This window comes from Mesorhizobium sp. M0040 (genome assembly GCF_040323505.1).
In the GTDB taxonomy this organism is placed as follows: Bacteria; Pseudomonadota; Alphaproteobacteria; order Rhizobiales; family Rhizobiaceae; genus Mesorhizobium.
Genome location: NZ_JAMYVA010000056.1, coordinates 1 through 18,340, shown reverse-complemented (window position 1 = coordinate 18,340; position 18,340 = coordinate 1). Strand labels below are relative to the sequence as shown.

The following is an 18,340-nucleotide window of genomic DNA, read 5'->3' as shown; positions in this document are numbered from 1 at the left end:
CTCAAGGCTTCCATTTCGCTTTCGAGGCGACCTTTGGAACATGCCAACGGAAATTTAACATAACGACATAAACATTTCTTTATGCGGCGTTGACAAAGAAGCGAACTGCTGTAATTGTCTCCCGCGTCGTGGTTCTCCGTACGGCGCTGCCGCAGCGGAGCTAAGAGGGAAGCCGGTGCGATGCCGGCGCTGCCCCCGCAACTGTTAGCGGCGAGCCAACCCCACTCATGTCACTGAGGCGAATAGCCTTGGGAAGACGGGTAGAGGCTATGACCCCGCGAGCCAGGAGACCTGCCACGGCGAATTACGTCCACGGGCGGGGTGTCTCGGTGGCCGCTGCAGCCTGGCGTTCGTGCCGGCCTGCTAGCGCCTTCCTTGTCACCGACGCCCCAACCATCGGGGTCTGGCATGACTGTCTCTCAGCAAATTCCTGTAGCAACGCTCGGCGTGCCCCGCTTCGGTCGTCGGCGAGAACTGAAATTCGCGCTTGAAAGCTACTGGTCCGGAAAATCGTCCGCTGCCGACCTTCTCACGACCGCGAAGGCGCTCCGTGCCGCTAGCTGGGAGGAGCAGCACGATCGCGGCGTGTCGAAAATCCCGTCGAACGACTTCTCGCTCTACGACCATGTGCTCGACACCGCAGCCATGGTCGGCGCCGTTCCATCCCGTTACGGCTGGAATAGCGGCGAGGTTCCACTTGACATCTACTTCGCAATGGCGCGGGGCAACCAGGGTCAGACGGAGGATTGTCGACACGCTGGTCACCAGCAGGCGGCTCATCGGTCTGATGTAACCGCGATGGAAATGACCAAGTGGTTTGACACCAACTATCACTACATTGTGCCGGAACTCAACGATGATCAGACGTTCGCCCTCTCGTCGACGAAACCGGTCGATTACTTCATCGAGGCTAAAGCTCTCGGCGTTCACACACGCCCAGTCATCCTTGGACCGATCACCTTCCTCAAGCTGGCGAAATCGCCTGCCGAAGGATTCGATCCCATCGCGCTCCTGCCGCGGCTGCTGCCCGTCTACGAGCAACTCCTGCAGAGGCTGAAGCTGTCTGGAGCCGACTGGGTGCAGATCGATGAGCCAGCGCTTGTCCTCGATCTGAACCCGAACGAACGAGCTGCGTTCGAATTCGCCTATGGCCAGCTGTCGAAAGCCGCGCCCGAGCTGAAGATCATGCTGGCTACCTATTTCGGGCCGCTGGGAGACAATCTCGAAACCGCGGTTTCTCTGCCCCTGGCCGGGCTGCATATTGATCTCGTGCGCGCTCCCGAGCAGCTGGAAACGGTGGGTCGGCTCGCACCGAAGGATCTGGTGCTCTCGCTTGGCTTGATCGATGGCCGCAACGTCTGGCGTGCGAACCTGCCCGCCATTCTCGACCGCATCAAACCGATCGTCGCCGGCTGGCCCTTGGACCGCGTCGAGATCGCGCCTTCTTGCTCGATGCTGCATGTGCCGATCGACCTCCGCATGGAGACGGAACTCGACGCGGACATCAGGTCGTGGCTCGCCTTCGCGGCCCAGAAGACCGACGAGTTGGTGTTGCTTGCCCGGGCCCTGTCCCAAGGCAGGGATGCGGTGGCAGGCGCGTTGAAAGCGTCTGCCGAGGCTGCCGCCACTCGCGTGACATCCACGAAGATCCATGACCCGCTGGTTGAGGGGCGGATCGCCAGCATTGACGACAGCATGAAGCGACGAGAGAGCGCTTTTGCCGAGCGCTCCAGAGTCCAGGCCGGCACGCTCGGGCTGCCGCCGTTCCCGACGACGACCATCGGGTCCTTCCCGCAGACGCCGCAGGTACGCAGGGCGCGGGCCGCTCATGCGAAGGACCAGCTGAGCTATGTCGACTACGAGACCTTCCTGAAGAAGGAGATCGAGGCTGCAATTCGCTGGCAGGAAGAGATCGGGCTGGACGTGCTGGTGCACGGTGAGTTCGAACGAAACGACATGGTACAGCATTTCGGCGAGCAGCTGTCCGGCTTCGCCTTCACCCAGCATGCCTGGGTGCAGAGCTATGGGTCGCGTTACGTGCGCCCCCCCATCATCTTCGGCGACGTATCGAGGCCCAATCCGATGACGCTGCGCTGGTGGCAGTTCGCCCAGTCGCTTACGGAAAACCCTGTGAAGGGAATGCTCACAGGCCCAGTGACCATTCTCAACTGGTCATTTGTTCGCGACGACGTACCCCGCTCCGAAGCATGCCGCCAGATCGCGCTCGCCATCCGCGACGAAGTGACGGATCTCGAATGGTCCGGCGCAAGGATGATCCAGATCGATGAGGCCGCGTTTCGCGAAGGATTGCCACTGCGCCAGTCTGATTGGAACGACTATCTCGACTGGGCTGTCGAATGCTTCCGGATCGCTTCAACGGGTGTAAAGGACGCGACTCAAATCCATACCCACATGTGCTATTCGGAGTTCAACGAGATCATCGACGCGATCGCTGAAATGGATGCGGATGTCATTTCGATTGAGACGTCGCGCTCGAAAATGGAACTGCTGGACGCCTTCACGAGCTCCAAATATCCGAATGAAATCGGGCCCGGAGTCTACGACATTCACTCACCACGGGTCCCGGAAGTCGGCGAGATTTCGGATCTCGTCATGCTTGCCCGCGAGCGACTGTCCGATGCCCAACTGTGGGTAAACCCGGACTGTGGCCTCAAAACCCGCAAGTGGGAGGAGGTCCGCCCTGCCCTCATGAACATGGTTGCTGCAGCACGCGCGCTCCGGGAGAAAGTGTAGGCCGGAAGGTTTCCTGGTTGCTCACCATGTGGTGAGTTAGCGGCTGCCGCATGTGGGCCGTGAATGTGCCAAAACGCGATCACATCCTTTGAAATAAGTCACTCGAGCGAGAAAGTGCACTTTCCTTCGGCACGTGTACTAATCGCGCAGGAATAAAGGGAACCGTTTTCTCCCTGTGACGTGTCGAGTTCGAAGGGGATGTGATTGGCGTCGAGACCGCTCCTCCATGGGTTATCAGCATGCCAAGTGCGCTGTTCTCGATCAGTTCGTAAAGGACTTCTCGGCTCGGTTCATCGAAATGCGCGGGTACATACATGACAGGTTCCTTCACTGGCCGCCGGGTTCGCTGTTCACCGGTTGACATCCGATGGCAAGCGTTCCAACGCGGCGGCGATCTGGCGCTTCGCTGCTGAGGGCAGAGGCAGGATGGGACGCGGGGGGTCGGCACGGCAAATGTCGAGCAATTCGGCAAGTGCATAGACGACGCGAAGGCTCGAGAACTCCTTGAAGAGGCTCCAGAGCGGCGCAAGCGCGGCATCGATCCGTCGCGCTTCGGCCGCATCGCCCTGCTGCGCCGCTGTGACGATCTTTGTGCAGACCTCGGGCAGGATGCCCGCGAGGACGCTGTACCATGTGTCAGCGCCAGCGATCATGGCCTCTGCAGCGTTCCAGTCGCCGCTGTAGCCGATCGAGAACCCTTCCGGCACAGTGCGCCTCTGGTCGGCCAGATGGCTCTTGATCGCATCGCCCTTGTCTGTCGGATTCTTGATAGCGACGATCCCCCGCACCTTTGCCAGGCGGCTGACGAGTGCTAGGGTGAAACGGAAATGCGTCGTTCCTGGATTGTCGTAGATGACGATCGGAAGGCCACTTTCGCGCGCCACCGTGGAGAAATGTTCGAACACCTCGTCATCAGTGAGCGGGGTGTAAGAGGCGGCGGCAAGCAACCCCGCGGCAGCCCCAAGGGCCTTAGCGTCCTGCGCGAGCCTCACTGCTTCGTCGGTGCGCAGCGCGCCCACACCCACCACGACCGGCATTTGTCCCCCGGTTTCGTCCAAGGTCTCGGCGAGCGCCCGTCGCCGTTCCTCGCGCGTCAGATACATGTATGTGCCGGTGCTGCCGAGAAGACCGATGGAATCGACCTGAGCGGCGCAAAGCCTGGCAATCAGCTTGCGCAGAGCAACGGTATCGACGCGGCCGTCCCGATCGGTCGGCGTGATGGGAAACGCGGAAAGGCCGCTCAGGAATGCCATGGCAAGGCTCCGGGTTTGTACGCGAGTGCAGGACTGGCCGGACCACAGGTCATCACAGGGCGTCCAGAGCCCGCCGCAGGTCGGCGATTAGGTCATCGGCGTCTTCAAGACCCACCGAGAGACGCATGAGGTCCTCGCCGACTCCATCGGCCAGATGCGCATCCTTGCGGATCGGCTGACGAGCACGGGTCAGGCTTGCCGGATGATAGATGAGGCTGTCGGCATCGCCGAGGCTGACAGCCCGGGTGATCAGGTTGAGCCGGTCCATCATCCGCCGCGCGCCCTCGAACCCAGCGTGGAGGCCAAAGGCCAACATGCCCGACCCTTGGGACATCTGCTTTCGCGCCGTCACCTGATCAGGGTGCGAGTCGAGGAAGGGATAACTCACCCATGCCACCGCCGGGTGCGCCTCGAGCGCCTGAGCCACCGCAAGGGCCGTGGCGCTGTGGCGTTCCATGCGCAGCGTGAGCGTCTTCAGACCGCGCAGGATCAGGAAGGCTGACATGGGCGAGAGCGCTGCGCCGGTGATGTAGCGCAGGCCCGTTTCGTGCAGCGTGCGGAGCGTTTGCGCGTCGCCGAGAATCGCCCCGCCAAGGGCATCGCCGTGCCCATTGATGTATTTGGTCAGGGAGTGGAGCACGAGGTCGGCCCCATGTTCGAGCGGCCGCTGGAGCGCGGGCGAGGCGAAGGTGCTGTCGACTGCAACCTTTACACCGCGCGCGTGGGCGCGCTCGGCAATGGCAGCGATGTCGAGGATGCGGCTCAGCGGATTCACCGGCGTCTCGAAGAAAACAAGCCGGGTCCGCTCGGTGATCGCGGCATCGAGATTGTGAGGATCGGACAGGTCGACCGCGACGACCTTGATGCCGAAGCGGGGGACCGCCTGTTCGACCATGGCAAGCGTGTTCGCATAAAGCGTCTTGTGGACGATGAGTTCATCGCCTTGGGACAGGAGCGACAAGATCAGTGTGCCGAAAGCCGCCATCCCCGAGGCAACGATCAAACCTGCCTCGGCTCCTTCCAGATTGGCGAGCCGTTGCTCGAGGATCTCCGTCGTCGGATTGTATTCGCGCGCATAGAGCCTTCCGCCAAGGGTGGCGGCGGCCTCGTTCGCTGCCACGCTTTCGAATCCATAGGTCGAGGTCAAGAAGACTGGCGGCTGAACGGCATTGGAAAAGCGGGCCGGATCGTAGCCATGATGGATCGCCCGAGTGGCGAATCCGGGACCGGTGTCGTTGGGCGACCGCGTGAGAGCATCGGTTTCGGATTGATAGGAACGGGTCATTCGGCCTCTAGATCTTTCTTGGGTTTCCGAAAGATTGACGGCAAACTGGCCAATGTGAAATATCCAGTTAGCAATGAATGAAATGGTCCAGTCTTCAAGTGCCGGTTCTGCAGGTCGCTCGCACGCGATGGGTGCACGCCAGATCTACGAGGCTCTTCGCGAGCAAATCCTCGGCGGCGTCTATGAAACCGGTAGTCAGCTGCCGTCCTCCCGCGGCCTGGCAAATGACCTTGGGGTTTCGCGAACGACGGTGACGGTCGCCTATGACCAACTGACCGCGGAAGGTTTTATCGAAGTCCGTCAAGGCGCACGACCTCGCGTTGCATCCTCGCTGATCGGTCCTGAGACGAGCCGCACTGTCGCGAAACGAGTCGGCCCGGTTCAAATGTCCGCCTATGGCGAACGACTGCGCGTTACGCCGCCCTGGCCGGATTATCTGCCGACTGGACTGAAGGTCGATTTCCGCTATGGCGACCTGGCGCCGTCAGACTTCCCCGCATTGGTCTGGAAACGTGCGATGAACGAGGCGATGGGGCAGCGCCCGTTGCGTCTTGCCTATGACGATCCTCGCGGCTGGCGTGGGCTGCGCCAGGCGCTCCAGGGCTATCTCTGGCGCGCCCGAACTCTGAGCTGCGAGCTCGAGCAGATCATCATCGTCAACGGTTCGCAGCAGGGCCTAGATCTGTGCGCTCGCCTGCTTCTCGATCCCGCCGACCGCTTCGTCATCGAGGACCCGTGCTATAGGATGGCGCGTCAGGTCTTTGCCAGTACGGGTGCCTCGCCCGTCCCGGTCACCGTCGACGAGGACGGGATGAAGACGGAGTTGCTGGCGGGGATCGGGGCACGACTGGCCTATGTCACGCCATCGCATCAGTTTCCGCTGGGCGGCGTCATGCCGATCGCGCGCCGCCATCAGCTTCTGGAATGGGCGCGGCACAACAACGCCTATGTGATCGAGGACGACTACGACAGCGAATATCGCTACGACATCAATCCGGTCCCTCCGCTGCACAGTCTTGAGGACCACGGGGCTGTCATCTACCTCGGCACGATCTCCAAAACGCTCTCGCCGATGCTGCGTATCGGCTACCTCGTCGTCCCGACGGAATTGCAGGAGGTCTTCGCTACCGCCAAACAATTCGCGGACCGACATTCGCCGGTCGCTGAACAGGAGGCTCTGGCCTCTTTGATCGAGAGTGGCGGCTACGAAAGCCATGTGCGGCGTGTGCGCAGGCTGAACGGCGAGCGTCGGGAGGCGTTGTTGGGCGCCTTGCGGCGCAGCTTCGGAGATCGCATCGCTGTCCAGGGAGCAGAGGCCGGTCTGCACGTCGTCGTTTGGTTCGACGAACTGCCGCGATCGCGGGAAACGACCCTGGTCGAAGCCGCCCGAGGCGCGGGCCTGGGGCTGCACCTGATCTCGCCCCTCTACGAGCGGCAATCGGACGAAGGCCACATCGATCGCGTGGGGCTTGTCATGGGCTATGCCGCCTTGAGCATTCGGCAAATCGAGAAGGGCGTTGAGATCCTGCGAGCGGTTGTCAAGCAGGTGCAAGACGCGTTGCCGGGACACGGTGGCTAAAACGGCGGGGACGTGGCGTGCTGGCGAGGAAACCGACCCTTGGGCTGAACCGCATTTCGTTGCAAAGTCAACTGGACTGGGAAAACGCTATGCAACTGGTGCTGTTGATCAGGCCAGTTTGGCGGCAGATTTTCGTGCGAGACGAATTTCCGAGAGCGATGCATAACCGGCAAGGAAAGCTGCTTCACATCCATATCGCGCCCGCTGCCTTTTATGAAATGGAGGATCTGGCGGAGGCGTAGCTTGTTGCCGGCCGAGGCGGGCTCGAGCACCCGCAAGAGATAATCGACGATCTCTACCAGGCCTTGTCCACGGCCGAATGATGGAATTATCCAGCGCATGGTGCGGCATGCACCATGCCGATGCCAGAAGATCTGGACGCTCGACAAGCACCTTTCTTCAAACATTTCCCGAACGACCCGCAGCGCAAAGCCTCCCCATGAGAAAAGAGCATCCCATGTCTTTCACGCCATTGATTGCCCCCGAGATCAAGGCCCGCTACCCGGATTTTCATCTGATCAGCATTGTGGTGCGGAACGCTGAAATCGACGTGCCGGATGCACAGGCGTTGAACGACACGATTGCGGCGGCGGAACAGGCGGCGCTTCGCGATGACGCCCAAAGGGACGCGCATCTTGCGGCGTGGGCCGTTGCCTACGAGGCTTTCGGCACAAAGGCCAATCGAACGCCGTGCTCGGCCGCCGCGCTTCTCAAGCGGGTGCGGAAAGATGGCTCTCTCCCGCGGATATCCCCACTGGTTGATGCCTACAATGCCGTCAGCGTGTTGTATGGCGTTCCGATTGGCGGGGAGGATCTCGATCTCTACCAGGGGGTCCCGAGACTTTTAATTGCGAAGGGAGCGGAGCCATTCGACACGATCCAGCAAGGTGAAATGGTAACCGAGCATCCTGAACCGGGCGAAGTCATCTGGTGCGATGATGCCGGTGTCACGTGCCGCCGCTGGAACTGGCGGCAGGGGCGGCGCACCATGGTCACGGTCGATACCCGCGCCATGTGGCTCGTGCTGGAAGCCCTCGGCCCAATGTCAGCTAAACAGATGACGGCCACCGGAGAGCATCTGATGGGACTTATCCAAGCGTTGTGCCCGGGTGCGCGAATCGAAACCGCGCGAATCGACGAGTCCACTACATCTCGTGTTCCTTAGGGCATGGCCCCATCTTTCGGAGAAACACCCCACTCAGCCCTGTCCGGATCTGGCGCTCCTTGCTCGCTCCGCTGGCCTACACAGTTGATTGCGAACGACCCAGAACGGCTCTCGAAAACGAGCGTCGAACGAAATCAGATCACTGCTTGTTCTCCCTTAGCGTTGTTTGGCGTACTTTTATTGCGATGCCTCCAGTGGGGATGGTCCAAATTGCGCAAGCTCGGTCGAGTGATCGCGGAGAAGCTTAATGTCGACTACATCGAAATTCATGGAGCGGTACGGACAACGGGTGCGAACCCGGGACGTCGTCCCGGTGTCGTCAGGCTCTCCCGTCCGACTGAGCCTCAGTTTTCTTCACGGCGCGAATACTCCTGAGGCCGCCCGGATTCTCGTTAAGAGACAGCTGCCGCTCAGGACGGCCCACGCGATACTCACGGAGATGGTCGATCACGGCAAGGCGTTCGTGACGGTTCCTTGCGTCGACGACCTATTGACACTGAAGAATGAACTGTCGTCCGCAGGCGTGATCGCGAAGGTTCATGCGCCGCGGCCGATAAGTGTTCGCGAAGTCCGGGATCGCACGAAGCTCTCTCAGGAGGCATTCTCCGTGAGGTATGGCCTCGATCTGGCAACGCTTCGAAACTGGGAGCAAGGTCGCTCGAAACCGGATGCAGCGGCCAATACTCTCCTTTGGACCATCGCCCGGAATCCGGAAGCAGTCGAAGAATCGCTGGACATGGAGGACGGAGTGGCTGCCCCTTCGCTCTAAGGGGGCCGATCACTTCGGCGCGCGGCAATTCGGCCGCCAGCGCGATGGCCGGCCGCCGCGCGGTATCGACAGCGCGCGAGCCTCATGCGTCAGACGCCTTCCTTGGCATGTCGCACGCCAGATCCCAAACATGATTCCATCGCAACGAGCTGGTGACGGAAGCAGTGTCTGCACTATGGAAACGAGCCATTTGCGTTCTCATGGACGTCGCGACTCGTCTCGTCCAGTAAAAGTCGCAATCATTGTCAATTGCGATGTTCCGCAGTCAGCTGGCCGTTTATTTTCCTAAGATCTGCGTTATAGGCCGGGGTGTTGTCGCCGTTTCGGCGGGTAAGATGGGATAGGCGACCTCGGGTGCCTTTCCGGTCAGCGAGTTGAGGAAGGCAACAAGCAGGTCGACTTCTTCGTCCGCCAGTACCACGCCAAGCTGGGTGGTTCCCATGATGGCAACGGCCTGTTTCAGATCCCAAACCTTGCCCGAATGAAAGTATGGCGCGGTGAGTGCAACATTGCGCAGCGGCGCCACGCGGAAAACATAGGAATCGTCGGCTGCATTGGTGACCGCAAATCGGCCCTTGTCTTTTTCCGGCAGGACCTCGGCGCTGGGCTGTTCCACGAGGCCGAATGGGTAATAGGCTTCCCCACCAACGTTGATGCCGGCATGGCAGGACGAGCAGCCTTTGTCCATGAAAAGCGCCAGGCCCTGTTTCTGTTCGGAAGTCATGGCAAGCTCATCACCATTCAGGAAACTGTCGAAGGGGGCCGGCGTGACCAGTGTCGCCTCGAAGGCTTCGATTGCTTTGGCGAAGTTGTCGAAGGTGACCCGATCGGCTTCAGCCGGAAAAGCTGCATCGAACCACTCGACATATTGCGGCATGGACTTGAGCGTGGCGATGACTTGGCCCGGTGTATTGGCCATTTCGATGCCGGCTTGGACCGGTCCCTTCGCCTGAGCCTTCAGGTCTGCGGCACGACCATCCCAGAACTGGGCGATGTTGAAGACAGCGTTCAGTACAGTCGGCGCGTTGCGCTGTCCCTTCTGCCAACCATGGCCGATCGAGGTTTCATGATTGTCGTCGCCGCCGGTGGCCAAGTTGTGGCACGAGTTGCACGACAAGACGCCTGACGCCGAGACGCGTGGATCGAAGAACAGTGCCTTGCCGAGAGCGATCTTCTCCGGGGTGATCGGGTTATTGGCGACTGCCCGCGTGGTGGGTGGCAAAGCCTTGAAAGTGGCCAGTGCCGTTTCTCTGAGGTCTGCGGGGATCGAATCCGCAGCAAAAGCGGTGGCTGTCAGCAAGGGGACAGCCATCGTACTGAATAGGATTTTCATAAATGATCTCGCTGCGTCGTGCACGCAGCCACTCTGGGATATGCGGCTCATGAACGCCCTGCGCTAGATCAGTTGCGGGAGAGGACTGGGTGGTCTGACACCTGTTTTCGCGGCAGAGCTTGGACCGTCCCGGAATTGAACGCTCTTCTCGATTGGATTTCAGGGAGGCGGAGGATCGCTGCTCGGCAAGCGGCAGCGCCGGAGCCGTGCTCCGGTTCTCTCTGCGCCTTCTACCATGAAGAAATCGGGTCCGCCGCTGTCGGAGATTTCGGGTGGGGGCCGGTTATCTGTTCCGCTGCAGGTCCTGCTCGATTTCCGGGCCTTCGCCAGATCGACATTGGCCCAAACGATCCGCGGTCGCGTCTTGTAGCACCCTTTGCGGGACAATCTTATTTTCGACTGTGGAGGGCCGTTTGGGGTGAGCGAAATTAAACTAATTTCAATGGGCGCCCAAGTAGCTGTTTTGATTAGATTGTGAGGCCTATAGCCTCCGTCGAGCGAATATTGGCAGACGATGGAACACAATTTTGGCTTCGTTATCATTTTGCTTCAATTGGACAACTGCTTTGCAATAACTACACGGCAATTTACCATCATGAATTTGAGAGAACAAAGTCCCACGCAGTGATTTTCACATCGGAAGCGTTGCAGTCCTGTCACGATAAGCTGATTTAAAATACAACAAGATGATTAACATCGCCGTAGGGCGCAAAATATTGTTTGTTCTCTATAGTACGCTCCAGATGCCGGCGAAATCTCGATACAATACCCTCGTCGGCGTACCCGCTCCAGCCTCACATACGACTGCGACGCCTATACTTGCGCTTTCCACCGCCCGACATGCAGGCAGCGAGCCATTGCATCGCGCAGGTTGCATCTTCCAATATGGCCACCTGTTCCCCAAAGCGGAAAAATGTATAGCGCGCTGCGCTCGGCGGTATTCGTCTTTTGTATGCATCAAAGCACGCCCTGAGGGCGGCTTCGTAGATCCGGTCTCTGCGATCTTCTGGCCGTTCGTTGAGAAAATCGATAGCATCCGCAGGACTGGCAATCTCTTGCACGATGTACGCTGCACGCCTTACGAAAAGTGGGCTGCTGAAAGTCCCTGAGCTCATTCGTTCCTTCCGACCTGCTGAACCGCTAGTTTGCGTAAGGCGCCTTCTCTACGCCCGCCCACCATTGCGGAATGTGTTGTCACAGCGATAGCGGTTCAATAGCAAAGCAGCGGCGTGATGTCCTCGGTTTACCAGCGGTCCAATCCCTAAACATCCCTGCTGCGAGAGCGGCTCACCGCACATCGTTTCGACCATTGCGAATCAACGCTTGATAGTTCCTCCACGCGCCACCAGGAAGCGGCCACTGCTCTGCCACCGATTTCACAGCCAAAGAGAGGATGGCGAAACAGGAATAGCCCGGTTCGTTTCGAGATTACTGGTCATTTTGGCGCAAAGCTTACGGCCGAGACGCGCCTGAAAATGCGCAAGCACCGCGGCAGGTCGCCAACAACGGAACGCATCAACGGTCATGACGGCGCGATACTGCGCTATAGATCTCGCTGCTGGACGAGCATCGCAATAATCCTGTCGAGACCTTGGTTGCTTTCAGCGGAGACCGCCACTATGAAGCGACGCTTCGCCGACTGTGTTTCACGCCGCCTGGAGAGTTTCATGACAGAAGAAGCCGAAAAAAACATCGACACCCTCATCGAGCTCACGGCCGATGTCGTCTCAGCCTATGTCTCCAACAATCCGATCCCGGTGGGGGATCTCCCTGCCCTCATCGGCCAAGTGCACGCGGCTCTGAAAGGGACGGCGGAAGGTGTCTCTGCAAAAGAGCCGGTTGCCCTTACGCCTGCAGTCCCGATCAGGAAGTCGGTGACACCGGACTACATCATCTCCCTTGAAGACGGGAAGAAATTCAAATCGCTAAAGCGCCATCTGTCGACCCACTATGGGCTGACGCCGGATGGATATCGGGCCAAATGGGGCCTACCGGCGGATTATCCCATGGTCGCGCCGAACTACGCCGCGGCGCGCTCGTCATTGGCCAAGACAATGGGGCTCGGCCGCAAACCGAAAGCGCCGGAAGCGCCGGAGCCGGCGCCGAAGCGAACCCGCAAGAAGGTCGCGGCTTGATTTCGGCAATGGAGATTCGTTCTGGAGCGTTGCAGCCATCAGCTTAATCTGCGCGTCATATAAAAAGGCGGGGCCAACCCCGCCTTCCTTTCAAACAACTTTGTTTCATGAGGAATTCGCGACGCCTGCAGCAATCTGCTGCCCTCAGTTTTTGCTCGGTCCTATCGAGCGGCCGTGAGGACCTCCGGACCTACGCGCCCACTCTTGCCAGGACCCAGGAGAAAATTTCAACCAGCTTTGCTGAGGCTGCCAGCGGAGGACTTGCCGGTGCGGCGATCCTGCTCGATCTCATAGTTGATCTTCTGGCCGTCAGCGAGGGTCGAGAGGCCCGCGCGTTCGACAGCGGAAATGTGGACGAAAACATCCGGACCGCCATTGTCGGGCTGGATAAATCCAAACCCCTTGGTGCTGTTGAACCACTTTACCGTTCCAGTAGGCATCTACGTGTTCCTCCTTAACAATTGCAACCTAGTCAGGCCATTAGGCCTGCCCCGACTCATAGCCGAGACTTGGGCACAGCAAAAAGCGAAAAATTGTTAAGTCCCGATCAGCTGGCGCACTCCATTTTGACCGTAGTCGCCAGCAAGCAGTGTCCTACACTACCGCTCGAGCATGGCCGGAAGCGCCCGATCCTTCCAACGCTCCTCAGCGCCACGTGTATGGCTGGTGCTTGGAGGCACGGGACGTAAGGCCGACCGCTGCTCGTGCCGCCAGGTCAAAGGCCGGGTAGTTCACGGAGCTACCTTCGTGCATAACGGCTTGGCAAGCGCTTGAAGGAGTTTCGAATTGGATTGTTTCAAGAGGGTCGAGGGGTTAATCGATGCCACCAGCGTGGAAGCGATCGATAACGCGCGCGTTTTGCTGGACCAGTTCAAGGGCAAGTCAGAAACAATCGCCCAAGCGATCGACGACTTCCTACTTGATTTCATGACCTTGCTGTTTGTGGTAGAAGCTACCCGCGAGCGGTTCCACAATCCGGCGAGGCGGTTGGCGCGCATCAGATTGAGCAGGATCAGGCTGTTACTCACCCGATGCTCTTGACCTTAGGGACCACGCCGCCAGGGATGCGTTCGGCAAACCGAGCACAGCCAGGCGGCATTTACGCAGATGAATTCAATCGCGACCGCGAAATTCTCCTGTTTGGTACCCAGCGACGACGGCAAGCGCGGACTGGCTCCGTGCAGCTGTCCTCCAGCGACAAACGTGCCTGCATGACCCCATCCACGGCAAGCTCGACGGTTGTCTCTTACGTTTGACCAAGGTCCCGCGCAAACACTCCCCTTTCCCGCAGCAACTCATCAGGCTCAACGGTCTCGCGGCAGTTACGCCAGAAGCGCGCCACCGCATCCTTCTTTCCCGCCCGAGTCGTACGATCTTCGTTTTCCAGCGCCGCGCGGATATCGCCCAACTCGCCGATCTTGATCAGATCCGTCTTGGCGCGCGAGCAGGCCCCGCGCTCGAGTTGGCTGGGCTGCCCATGCCTCTGCCCTTCAGCATCGACCCGGTCTGGCTGTCGAGAACAGGGTTCCGCTGGGGCGACCAACATCTCCATTCTCACCGTCAGTGCAGCGGCCATTCGAAGCGCACCCTATAGTCTCCCCCGGCAGCGCGCCCAATCGTCTTCCGAACGAAGAAGATATCCTCAACCGCGCGCGCGTCGCGTTCGGCCCTGTCCGATGTCCGACAATGTCGGGTGCGCAACATGGCAGAGCCCTGTCCACATGCCTCGAACGGTTTTCTGATCTGGCACGGTGCATGCTTGGTCATCCGCAAGGCGTCGCGGACCAAGGAGAATCCGTCCCATGATCACCTCACCAAGAAATACCAACGCAGGTCTCCTGGGTCCATCCAAAGATGAGGCTCGAGTAAGGCCTGGCCCCATGAAGAGCTTATTCATCTGGCTCGGCGCTGCCCGCCGATCCTCCCACGGGGGGAGACTGGGACGCAGCGCCTTCCTCAAAATGAGGAACAAATCACTTTGCCTCGAACCTTGCCTTTCGACCAGCCACCACAACCGGAGCCATCGATCGTCCCCCTGGCTGCGCAAGGCGTTCATTGCCACCGCGCTGGCCCTGGTGACGACCACTCCGGCTCTGGCCGCCACCGACGGCGGCAAGGTGACGGATTTCCTGCTCGACAACGGCATGGAAGTGGTCGTTATCCCCGATCACCGCGCCCCGATCGTCACTCATATGGTCTGGTACAAGATCGGCAGTGCCGACGAACCACCCGGCAAATCCGGCCTTGCCCATTTCCTCAAGCATCTGATGTTCAAGGCGACGACCAACCACGCCGCCGGCGAGTTCGACCGAGCCGTCTCAGCCATCGGCGGCTACAATAACGCCTTCACCGCCTATGACTACACCACCTTCCTCGAGACGGTGGCGCCCTCGGCGTTGGGTGAGATGATGGGCTTCGAGGCCGATCGCATGTTCAACCTCATCCTCAACGACGATGATATCAAGGCCGAGCGCGACGTGATCCTGGAGGAGCGCCGTTGGCGCAGAGAGACGAACCCGCATGCTCTGCTGGACGAGGAGGTCAACGCGACGTTGCGGCAGAACCAGCCCTACCGCATTCCGGTCATCGGCTGGATGCAGGAGATGGAGAAGCTGAACGGCACCGACGCATTCACCATCTACAACAAATACTACCGACCGAACAACGCCGTGCTGGTAGTGGCCGGCGACGTAGAGCCTGAGACGGTGAAGGCGCTGGCCGAGAAGACCTATGGCAAGGTTGTGCGCGGGCCGGACCTGCCCCCGCGCAACCGTCCGGTCGAGCCGGAGCAGAACACCAGGCGCACAGTGACGCTGACCGATGCGCGCGTTTCGGTGCCGAGCTTTTCCACTCAATGGGTGGTGCCGTCCTATCATACGGCAGAGCCCGGCGAGGCCGAGGCGCTCGACCTGCTGGCCGAGATCCTCGGCGGCGGTAACCGCAGCCGGCTATATCAGGAGCTTGTCGTCAAGCAAGGCATAGCCTCGGCGGCCGGCGCCTCCTTCCAGGGCACCATGCTAGACGACACCAATTTCACCGTCTACGGCTCGCCGCGCGGCGATGCAAAGATCGTCGATCTCGAAGCGGCGGCCGTTGCCGAAGTCGCCCGGATCGCCAAGGATGGCGTCACCAGCGACGAGCTGGACAAGGCCAAAGACCGCTATATCCGCTCGGTGATTTTTGCGCACGACGAGCTGGACCACATCGCCAACATTTATGGCAAGACGCTCACCACCGGTGGCAATGTGAAGGACGTGCTCGAGAGGCCGGACCGCGTCCGCCAGGTCACCACCGACGAGGTCAAGGCGGTCGCCGCGCGTTATCTGGTGCTCGACCATTCGACCACAGGCTATCTTTTGCCGCAGCAACAGGCGGGGAATTGATCATGAGCTCCATCCCCATGCAAATGCGCCGGCCGGTCTTCCCTCGGCGCGCCTTCGCCACCCTGTTCCTCTCCATCCTCTTTCTCATCTTGCGGGCGCTCGCCGGGTAAACGGGATCTGTTCAAAGCCGCGAGGAGCGGTTTTGGCGGGCCTTGCCAGGCATTTGCCGGTTCAGGCGTCATTATTGGGGTGCGCTCCTCCTCAGGCCAGCCTCTCTTCGAGTGGATAGAGTCGCCGATTCGTGGTCCGCAGATTGTAGGCGCAGGCCACCAGCATCCACTCCGCGCGGCTGGCGAAGCCGATGTCCGTTGTTCAATCGTTCGACTACTAGAACCGCGAGGCATCTTCTAGCGTATTCAGGTATTCTCCCTTTCCAGTCGGGTACCGTGGTCTACCAGCTGTCTGGCCGAGGCCCTATAAGGAACCCGGACGTCGCGGAGTACACACCGCACCTGCTATACATACCTGCTGCGTTGAGGAGGAATCCGGTATTGCCCCTGTGCCTGCCGATGATCCGTCACCTGAGATCCCCCGACCTGTTTGGACCCATTGATCGCCTGCCGGCACTTGGCACGCGGATTAGCGAGCGGACATTCGAGGTCCTCAACCCGTCGACTGGCGAAGTGCTGGCAGAACTACCCGACATGGGTGTCGAGGAGACATGCGCTGCGATTGACAAGGCCTATGTCGCGCAGACTGGATGGGCAGGGCTGACCGCACGTGAGCGCAGCGACGTTCTATGGCGATGGCATCAGTTGATCATCGACCACGCCGACGATCTCGCCGCGATTCTCACCGCGGAGATGGGCAAGCCGCTTGCCGAAGCCAAGTCGGAGATATCGCATGCTGCGGCGTATCTGCAATGGTACGCCGAGGAGGCCAATCGCGTCTATGGCGAGACGATCTCCGCACCATCGATGGACCGCCGAATGCTGGTAATCAAGCAGCCCATCGGAGTTGTTGGCACGATAACGCCATGGAATTTCCCGGCCTCGATGGTGGCGCGCAAAATCTCGCCAGCCTTGGCGGCGGGCTGCACGATCGTCCTCAAGCCCGCTGAACAGACGCCGCTCGTGGCGGGAGCAATGTTCGCCCTCGCCCATCAGGCTGGCTTTCCCGAAGGCGTCGTCAACCTGATCTATGCGTCCGAAGGTGACGCGGTCGGCCGCGAACTTTGCACCAATCCCAAGGTCCGCAAGATCAGCTTCACCGGGTCGACTGAGATCGGGCGCCTTCTCATGCGCCAGTGCTCGGACCAGATCAAAAAAGTCAGCCTTGAGCTCGGCGGCAATGCACCTTTCATCGTCTTCGATGATGCCGATATCGATGCCGCGGTTGACGGTGCGATCCAGGCGAAGTTCCGCAATGCCGGCCAGACCTGCGTTTCGGCGAACCGCCTTTACGTCCAGTCGGGCGTTCACGACGAGTTCGTCGAGAAATTCGTGCAACGGGCTCGCCAACTTCAAGTTGGTGACGGTTTCGCTCCCGGAGTGGACATCGGACCCCTCATCGACAAGCACGCTTTGGCCAAGATCGAATCCCATATTGCCGATGCCGTCGCCAAAGGCGGCGCAATTCGATGCGGGGCCAAACGCATCGGCACGAATGGCACGTTTTTCCAACCGACAGTCCTGACCGGTGTTTCCAGCGAGATGACCGTCGCGCAAGAAGAGACATTCGGGCCGCTGGCACCGATTATTCGCTTCAAAGATGCGGATCAGGTCGTGCGTGAGGCCAACGACACGATCTACGGCCTCGCGGCCTACTTTTATGCCTCCAACCTGAAGCGTGTCTGGCGTGTGGCCGAGGCCTTGGAATATGGAATGGTCGGGGTAAATACCGGCCGGATGTCTTCAGAAGCGGCGCCGTTCGGTGGGATAAAACAGTCCGGCATCGGGCGGGAGGGATCCCGCCATGGCCTCGAGGACTACCTCGAAATGAAATATCTCTGCATGGGCGGCATCTGAATTTTCGGCTTGCAGGGTTCACAGACCGGGTAACCTAGCGAGCGATGTGAATTGTAAGATCGCTCCTCGATTGGGAACTGAGGGGCGGCTCCGTACCCGAGCAAACACGCAATCCTGAAGGAGCACCCTGGCTGGACTTATCTCTCGACGAGACAAGCGTCTGCATTGTCGGCGAAGACGGCGTGCATGTGACGGAGGATACGCCTTGCCAGCGATTTGGCGGCCCTCGCCGACTTCAGGCGACGGGCTGTCGCTGCGCGGGTCTGGTTGGAAGCTTGTGCACCATCGCGATCGTGAACGCCGGTTTGTGCGCAATATCCGGTTTCTGGGCAGAATTTTGAACCTGCTACCTTTCGATTGTCAGTAGCTCAGTTGTTCTTCGGCCGACTGCCGCGCCGGTACAGGCTCGGACAGAATCGAAGATACCATCAGGCAGGCATTCGCATTCGACATTTCCGGTGATCGGCGCACGATCCAGGGCGCGCCAGGTTGACCAAGCGCCTCGAACCGCATGACAGTCTTGACCGGCTGGAGGACGGAAATCCCGCGATGCCGAAGAGGTTGGTCAGCGCAGTCGAGCCCACACGGCATTTGCGGCACGAAACAGCAAGGGCTGTGATTTTTCGTGGAATGAGGACCCTGTTTAAGGGGTGATTTTCGTCCAAACGGGACCCCTTAACGATGGGGTCATCAAGATGCCTCCGGTTTGATCGGAGG

The 18,340-nt window shown here is 59.9% G+C and carries 15 protein-coding genes and 1 riboswitch; of the genes, 8 read left to right on the top strand and 7 right to left on the bottom strand.

All coding sequences use genetic code 11. The features are described from left to right. Positions 1–112 precede the first annotated feature (112 nt). Positions 113–313: riboswitch (cobalamin riboswitch) on the top strand. A gap of 95 nt (positions 314–408) precedes the next feature. Next, a complete protein-coding gene (gene metE / locus NKJ91_RS28945) occupies positions 409–2,754 on the top strand; it encodes a 5-methyltetrahydropteroyltriglutamate--homocysteine S-methyltransferase (protein WP_352458258.1) in 2,346 nt (781 codons plus the stop codon). A gap of 350 nt (positions 2,755–3,104) precedes the next feature. Here metE and NKJ91_RS28940 read toward each other — a convergent pair whose 3' ends face one another. Both NKJ91_RS28940 and NKJ91_RS28935 read right to left on the bottom strand, forming a co-directional pair. After that, positions 3,105–4,007 (bottom strand): dihydrodipicolinate synthase family protein, encoded by a 903-nt coding sequence (locus NKJ91_RS28940; protein WP_352458257.1) that lies wholly within the window; start codon positions 4,005–4,007, stop codon positions 3,105–3,107. 52 nt (positions 4,008–4,059) lie between these two features. Further along, positions 4,060–5,292 carry a trans-sulfuration enzyme family protein gene (locus tag NKJ91_RS28935; protein WP_352458256.1) on the bottom strand — a complete coding sequence of 411 codons (1,233 nt, stop codon included), beginning with the start codon at positions 5,290–5,292 and terminating at the stop codon, positions 4,060–4,062. An 82-nt stretch (positions 5,293–5,374) separates the two neighbouring features. Here NKJ91_RS28935 and pdxR point away from each other — a divergent pair, with 82 nt between their 5' ends. Beyond that, positions 5,375–6,871, top strand: coding sequence for a MocR-like pyridoxine biosynthesis transcription factor PdxR (gene pdxR / locus NKJ91_RS28930; protein WP_502903645.1), 1,497 nt, complete (start codon positions 5,375–5,377; stop codon positions 6,869–6,871). On the opposite strand, the gene NKJ91_RS28925 is transcribed toward pdxR, so the two are convergent. After that, a complete protein-coding gene (locus tag NKJ91_RS28925; protein ID WP_352458272.1) occupies positions 6,868–7,260 on the bottom strand; it encodes a hypothetical protein in 393 nt (130 codons plus the stop codon). The two genes, pdxR and NKJ91_RS28925, sit on opposite strands and share 4 nt — an antisense overlap. 68 nt (positions 7,261–7,328) lie before the next feature. On the opposite strand from NKJ91_RS28925, the gene NKJ91_RS28920 reads away from it, so the two are divergent. Together NKJ91_RS28920 and NKJ91_RS28915 are read left to right on the top strand one after the other, a co-directional pair. Continuing rightward, complete coding sequence (locus NKJ91_RS28920; RefSeq protein ID WP_352458254.1) at positions 7,329–8,036, top strand: B3/B4 domain-containing protein; 708 nt, start codon at positions 7,329–7,331, stop codon at positions 8,034–8,036. A gap of 439 nt (positions 8,037–8,475) precedes the next feature. Then, complete coding sequence (locus NKJ91_RS28915) at positions 8,476–8,805, top strand: helix-turn-helix domain-containing protein (RefSeq protein WP_352458253.1); 330 nt, start codon at positions 8,476–8,478, stop codon at positions 8,803–8,805. A 277-nt stretch (positions 8,806–9,082) separates the two neighbouring features. Here NKJ91_RS28915 and NKJ91_RS28910 read toward each other — a convergent pair whose 3' ends face one another. Together NKJ91_RS28910 and NKJ91_RS28905 are read right to left on the bottom strand one after the other, a co-directional pair. Beyond that, a complete protein-coding gene (locus tag NKJ91_RS28910; RefSeq protein ID WP_352458271.1) occupies positions 9,083–10,138 on the bottom strand; it encodes a cytochrome-c peroxidase in 1,056 nt (351 codons plus the stop codon). 794 nt (positions 10,139–10,932) lie between these two features. Further along, the gene (locus NKJ91_RS28905) at positions 10,933–11,253 is read right to left on the bottom strand and encodes a DUF982 domain-containing protein (RefSeq protein ID WP_352458252.1); all 321 of its coding nucleotides are present in this window, start codon (positions 11,251–11,253) and stop codon (positions 10,933–10,935) included. Between the two features lie 552 nt (positions 11,254–11,805). On the opposite strand from NKJ91_RS28905, the gene NKJ91_RS28900 reads away from it, so the two are divergent. Beyond that, complete coding sequence (locus tag NKJ91_RS28900) at positions 11,806–12,273, top strand: Ros/MucR family transcriptional regulator (RefSeq protein ID WP_352458251.1); 468 nt, start codon at positions 11,806–11,808, stop codon at positions 12,271–12,273. A gap of 227 nt (positions 12,274–12,500) precedes the next feature. Here the strand turns inward: NKJ91_RS28900 and NKJ91_RS28895 are convergent, their stop codons facing one another. Further along, on the bottom strand, positions 12,501–12,713 hold the full coding sequence (locus NKJ91_RS28895) for a cold-shock protein (protein WP_023679670.1): 213 nt from the start codon (positions 12,711–12,713) through the stop codon (positions 12,501–12,503). A 346-nt stretch (positions 12,714–13,059) separates the two neighbouring features. Here NKJ91_RS28895 and NKJ91_RS28890 point away from each other — a divergent pair, with 346 nt between their 5' ends. Then, a complete protein-coding gene (locus NKJ91_RS28890) occupies positions 13,060–13,314 on the top strand; it encodes a hypothetical protein (RefSeq protein WP_352452611.1) in 255 nt (84 codons plus the stop codon). A gap of 205 nt (positions 13,315–13,519) precedes the next feature. Here the strand turns inward: NKJ91_RS28890 and NKJ91_RS28885 are convergent, their stop codons facing one another. Continuing rightward, complete coding sequence (locus NKJ91_RS28885) at positions 13,520–13,849, bottom strand: hypothetical protein (protein ID WP_352458250.1); 330 nt, start codon at positions 13,847–13,849, stop codon at positions 13,520–13,522. 385 nt (positions 13,850–14,234) lie between these two features. Here NKJ91_RS28885 and NKJ91_RS28880 point away from each other — a divergent pair, with 385 nt between their 5' ends. Then, positions 14,235–15,656: a M16 family metallopeptidase gene (locus NKJ91_RS28880; protein WP_352458249.1), complete on the top strand. Its 1,422-nt coding sequence runs from the start codon at positions 14,235–14,237 to the stop codon at positions 15,654–15,656. A 509-nt stretch (positions 15,657–16,165) separates the two neighbouring features. Further along, positions 16,166–17,623, top strand: coding sequence for an NAD-dependent succinate-semialdehyde dehydrogenase (locus NKJ91_RS28875; protein ID WP_352458270.1), 1,458 nt, complete (start codon positions 16,166–16,168; stop codon positions 17,621–17,623). The last annotated feature ends 717 nt before the right edge of the window (positions 17,624–18,340 follow it).

Coding starts and splice junctions, on each gene's coding strand:
- NKJ91_RS28940 (WP_352458257.1), bottom strand. CDS start 4,007: ATGGCATTCCTGAGCGGCCTTTCCGCGTTTCCCATCACGCCGACCGAT.
- NKJ91_RS28910 (WP_352458271.1), bottom strand. CDS start 10,138: ATGAAAATCCTATTCAGTACGATGGCTGTCCCCTTGCTGACAGCCACC.
- NKJ91_RS28935 (WP_352458256.1), bottom strand. CDS start 5,292: ATGACCCGTTCCTATCAATCCGAAACCGATGCTCTCACGCGGTCGCCC.
- NKJ91_RS28875 (WP_352458270.1), top strand. CDS start 16,166: ATGATCCGTCACCTGAGATCCCCCGACCTGTTTGGACCCATTGATCGC.
- NKJ91_RS28900 (WP_352458251.1), top strand. CDS start 11,806: ATGACAGAAGAAGCCGAAAAAAACATCGACACCCTCATCGAGCTCACG.
- NKJ91_RS28885 (WP_352458250.1), bottom strand. CDS start 13,849: ATGGCCGCTGCACTGACGGTGAGAATGGAGATGTTGGTCGCCCCAGCG.
- NKJ91_RS28880 (WP_352458249.1), top strand. CDS start 14,235: ATGAGGAACAAATCACTTTGCCTCGAACCTTGCCTTTCGACCAGCCAC.
- NKJ91_RS28915 (WP_352458253.1), top strand. CDS start 8,476: ATGGTCGATCACGGCAAGGCGTTCGTGACGGTTCCTTGCGTCGACGAC.
- NKJ91_RS28895 (WP_023679670.1), bottom strand. CDS start 12,713: ATGCCTACTGGAACGGTAAAGTGGTTCAACAGCACCAAGGGGTTTGGA.
- NKJ91_RS28905 (WP_352458252.1), bottom strand. CDS start 11,253: ATGAGCTCAGGGACTTTCAGCAGCCCACTTTTCGTAAGGCGTGCAGCG.
- metE (WP_352458258.1), top strand. CDS start 409: ATGACTGTCTCTCAGCAAATTCCTGTAGCAACGCTCGGCGTGCCCCGC.
- pdxR (WP_502903645.1), top strand. CDS start 5,375: ATGGTCCAGTCTTCAAGTGCCGGTTCTGCAGGTCGCTCGCACGCGATG.
- NKJ91_RS28920 (WP_352458254.1), top strand. CDS start 7,329: ATGTCTTTCACGCCATTGATTGCCCCCGAGATCAAGGCCCGCTACCCG.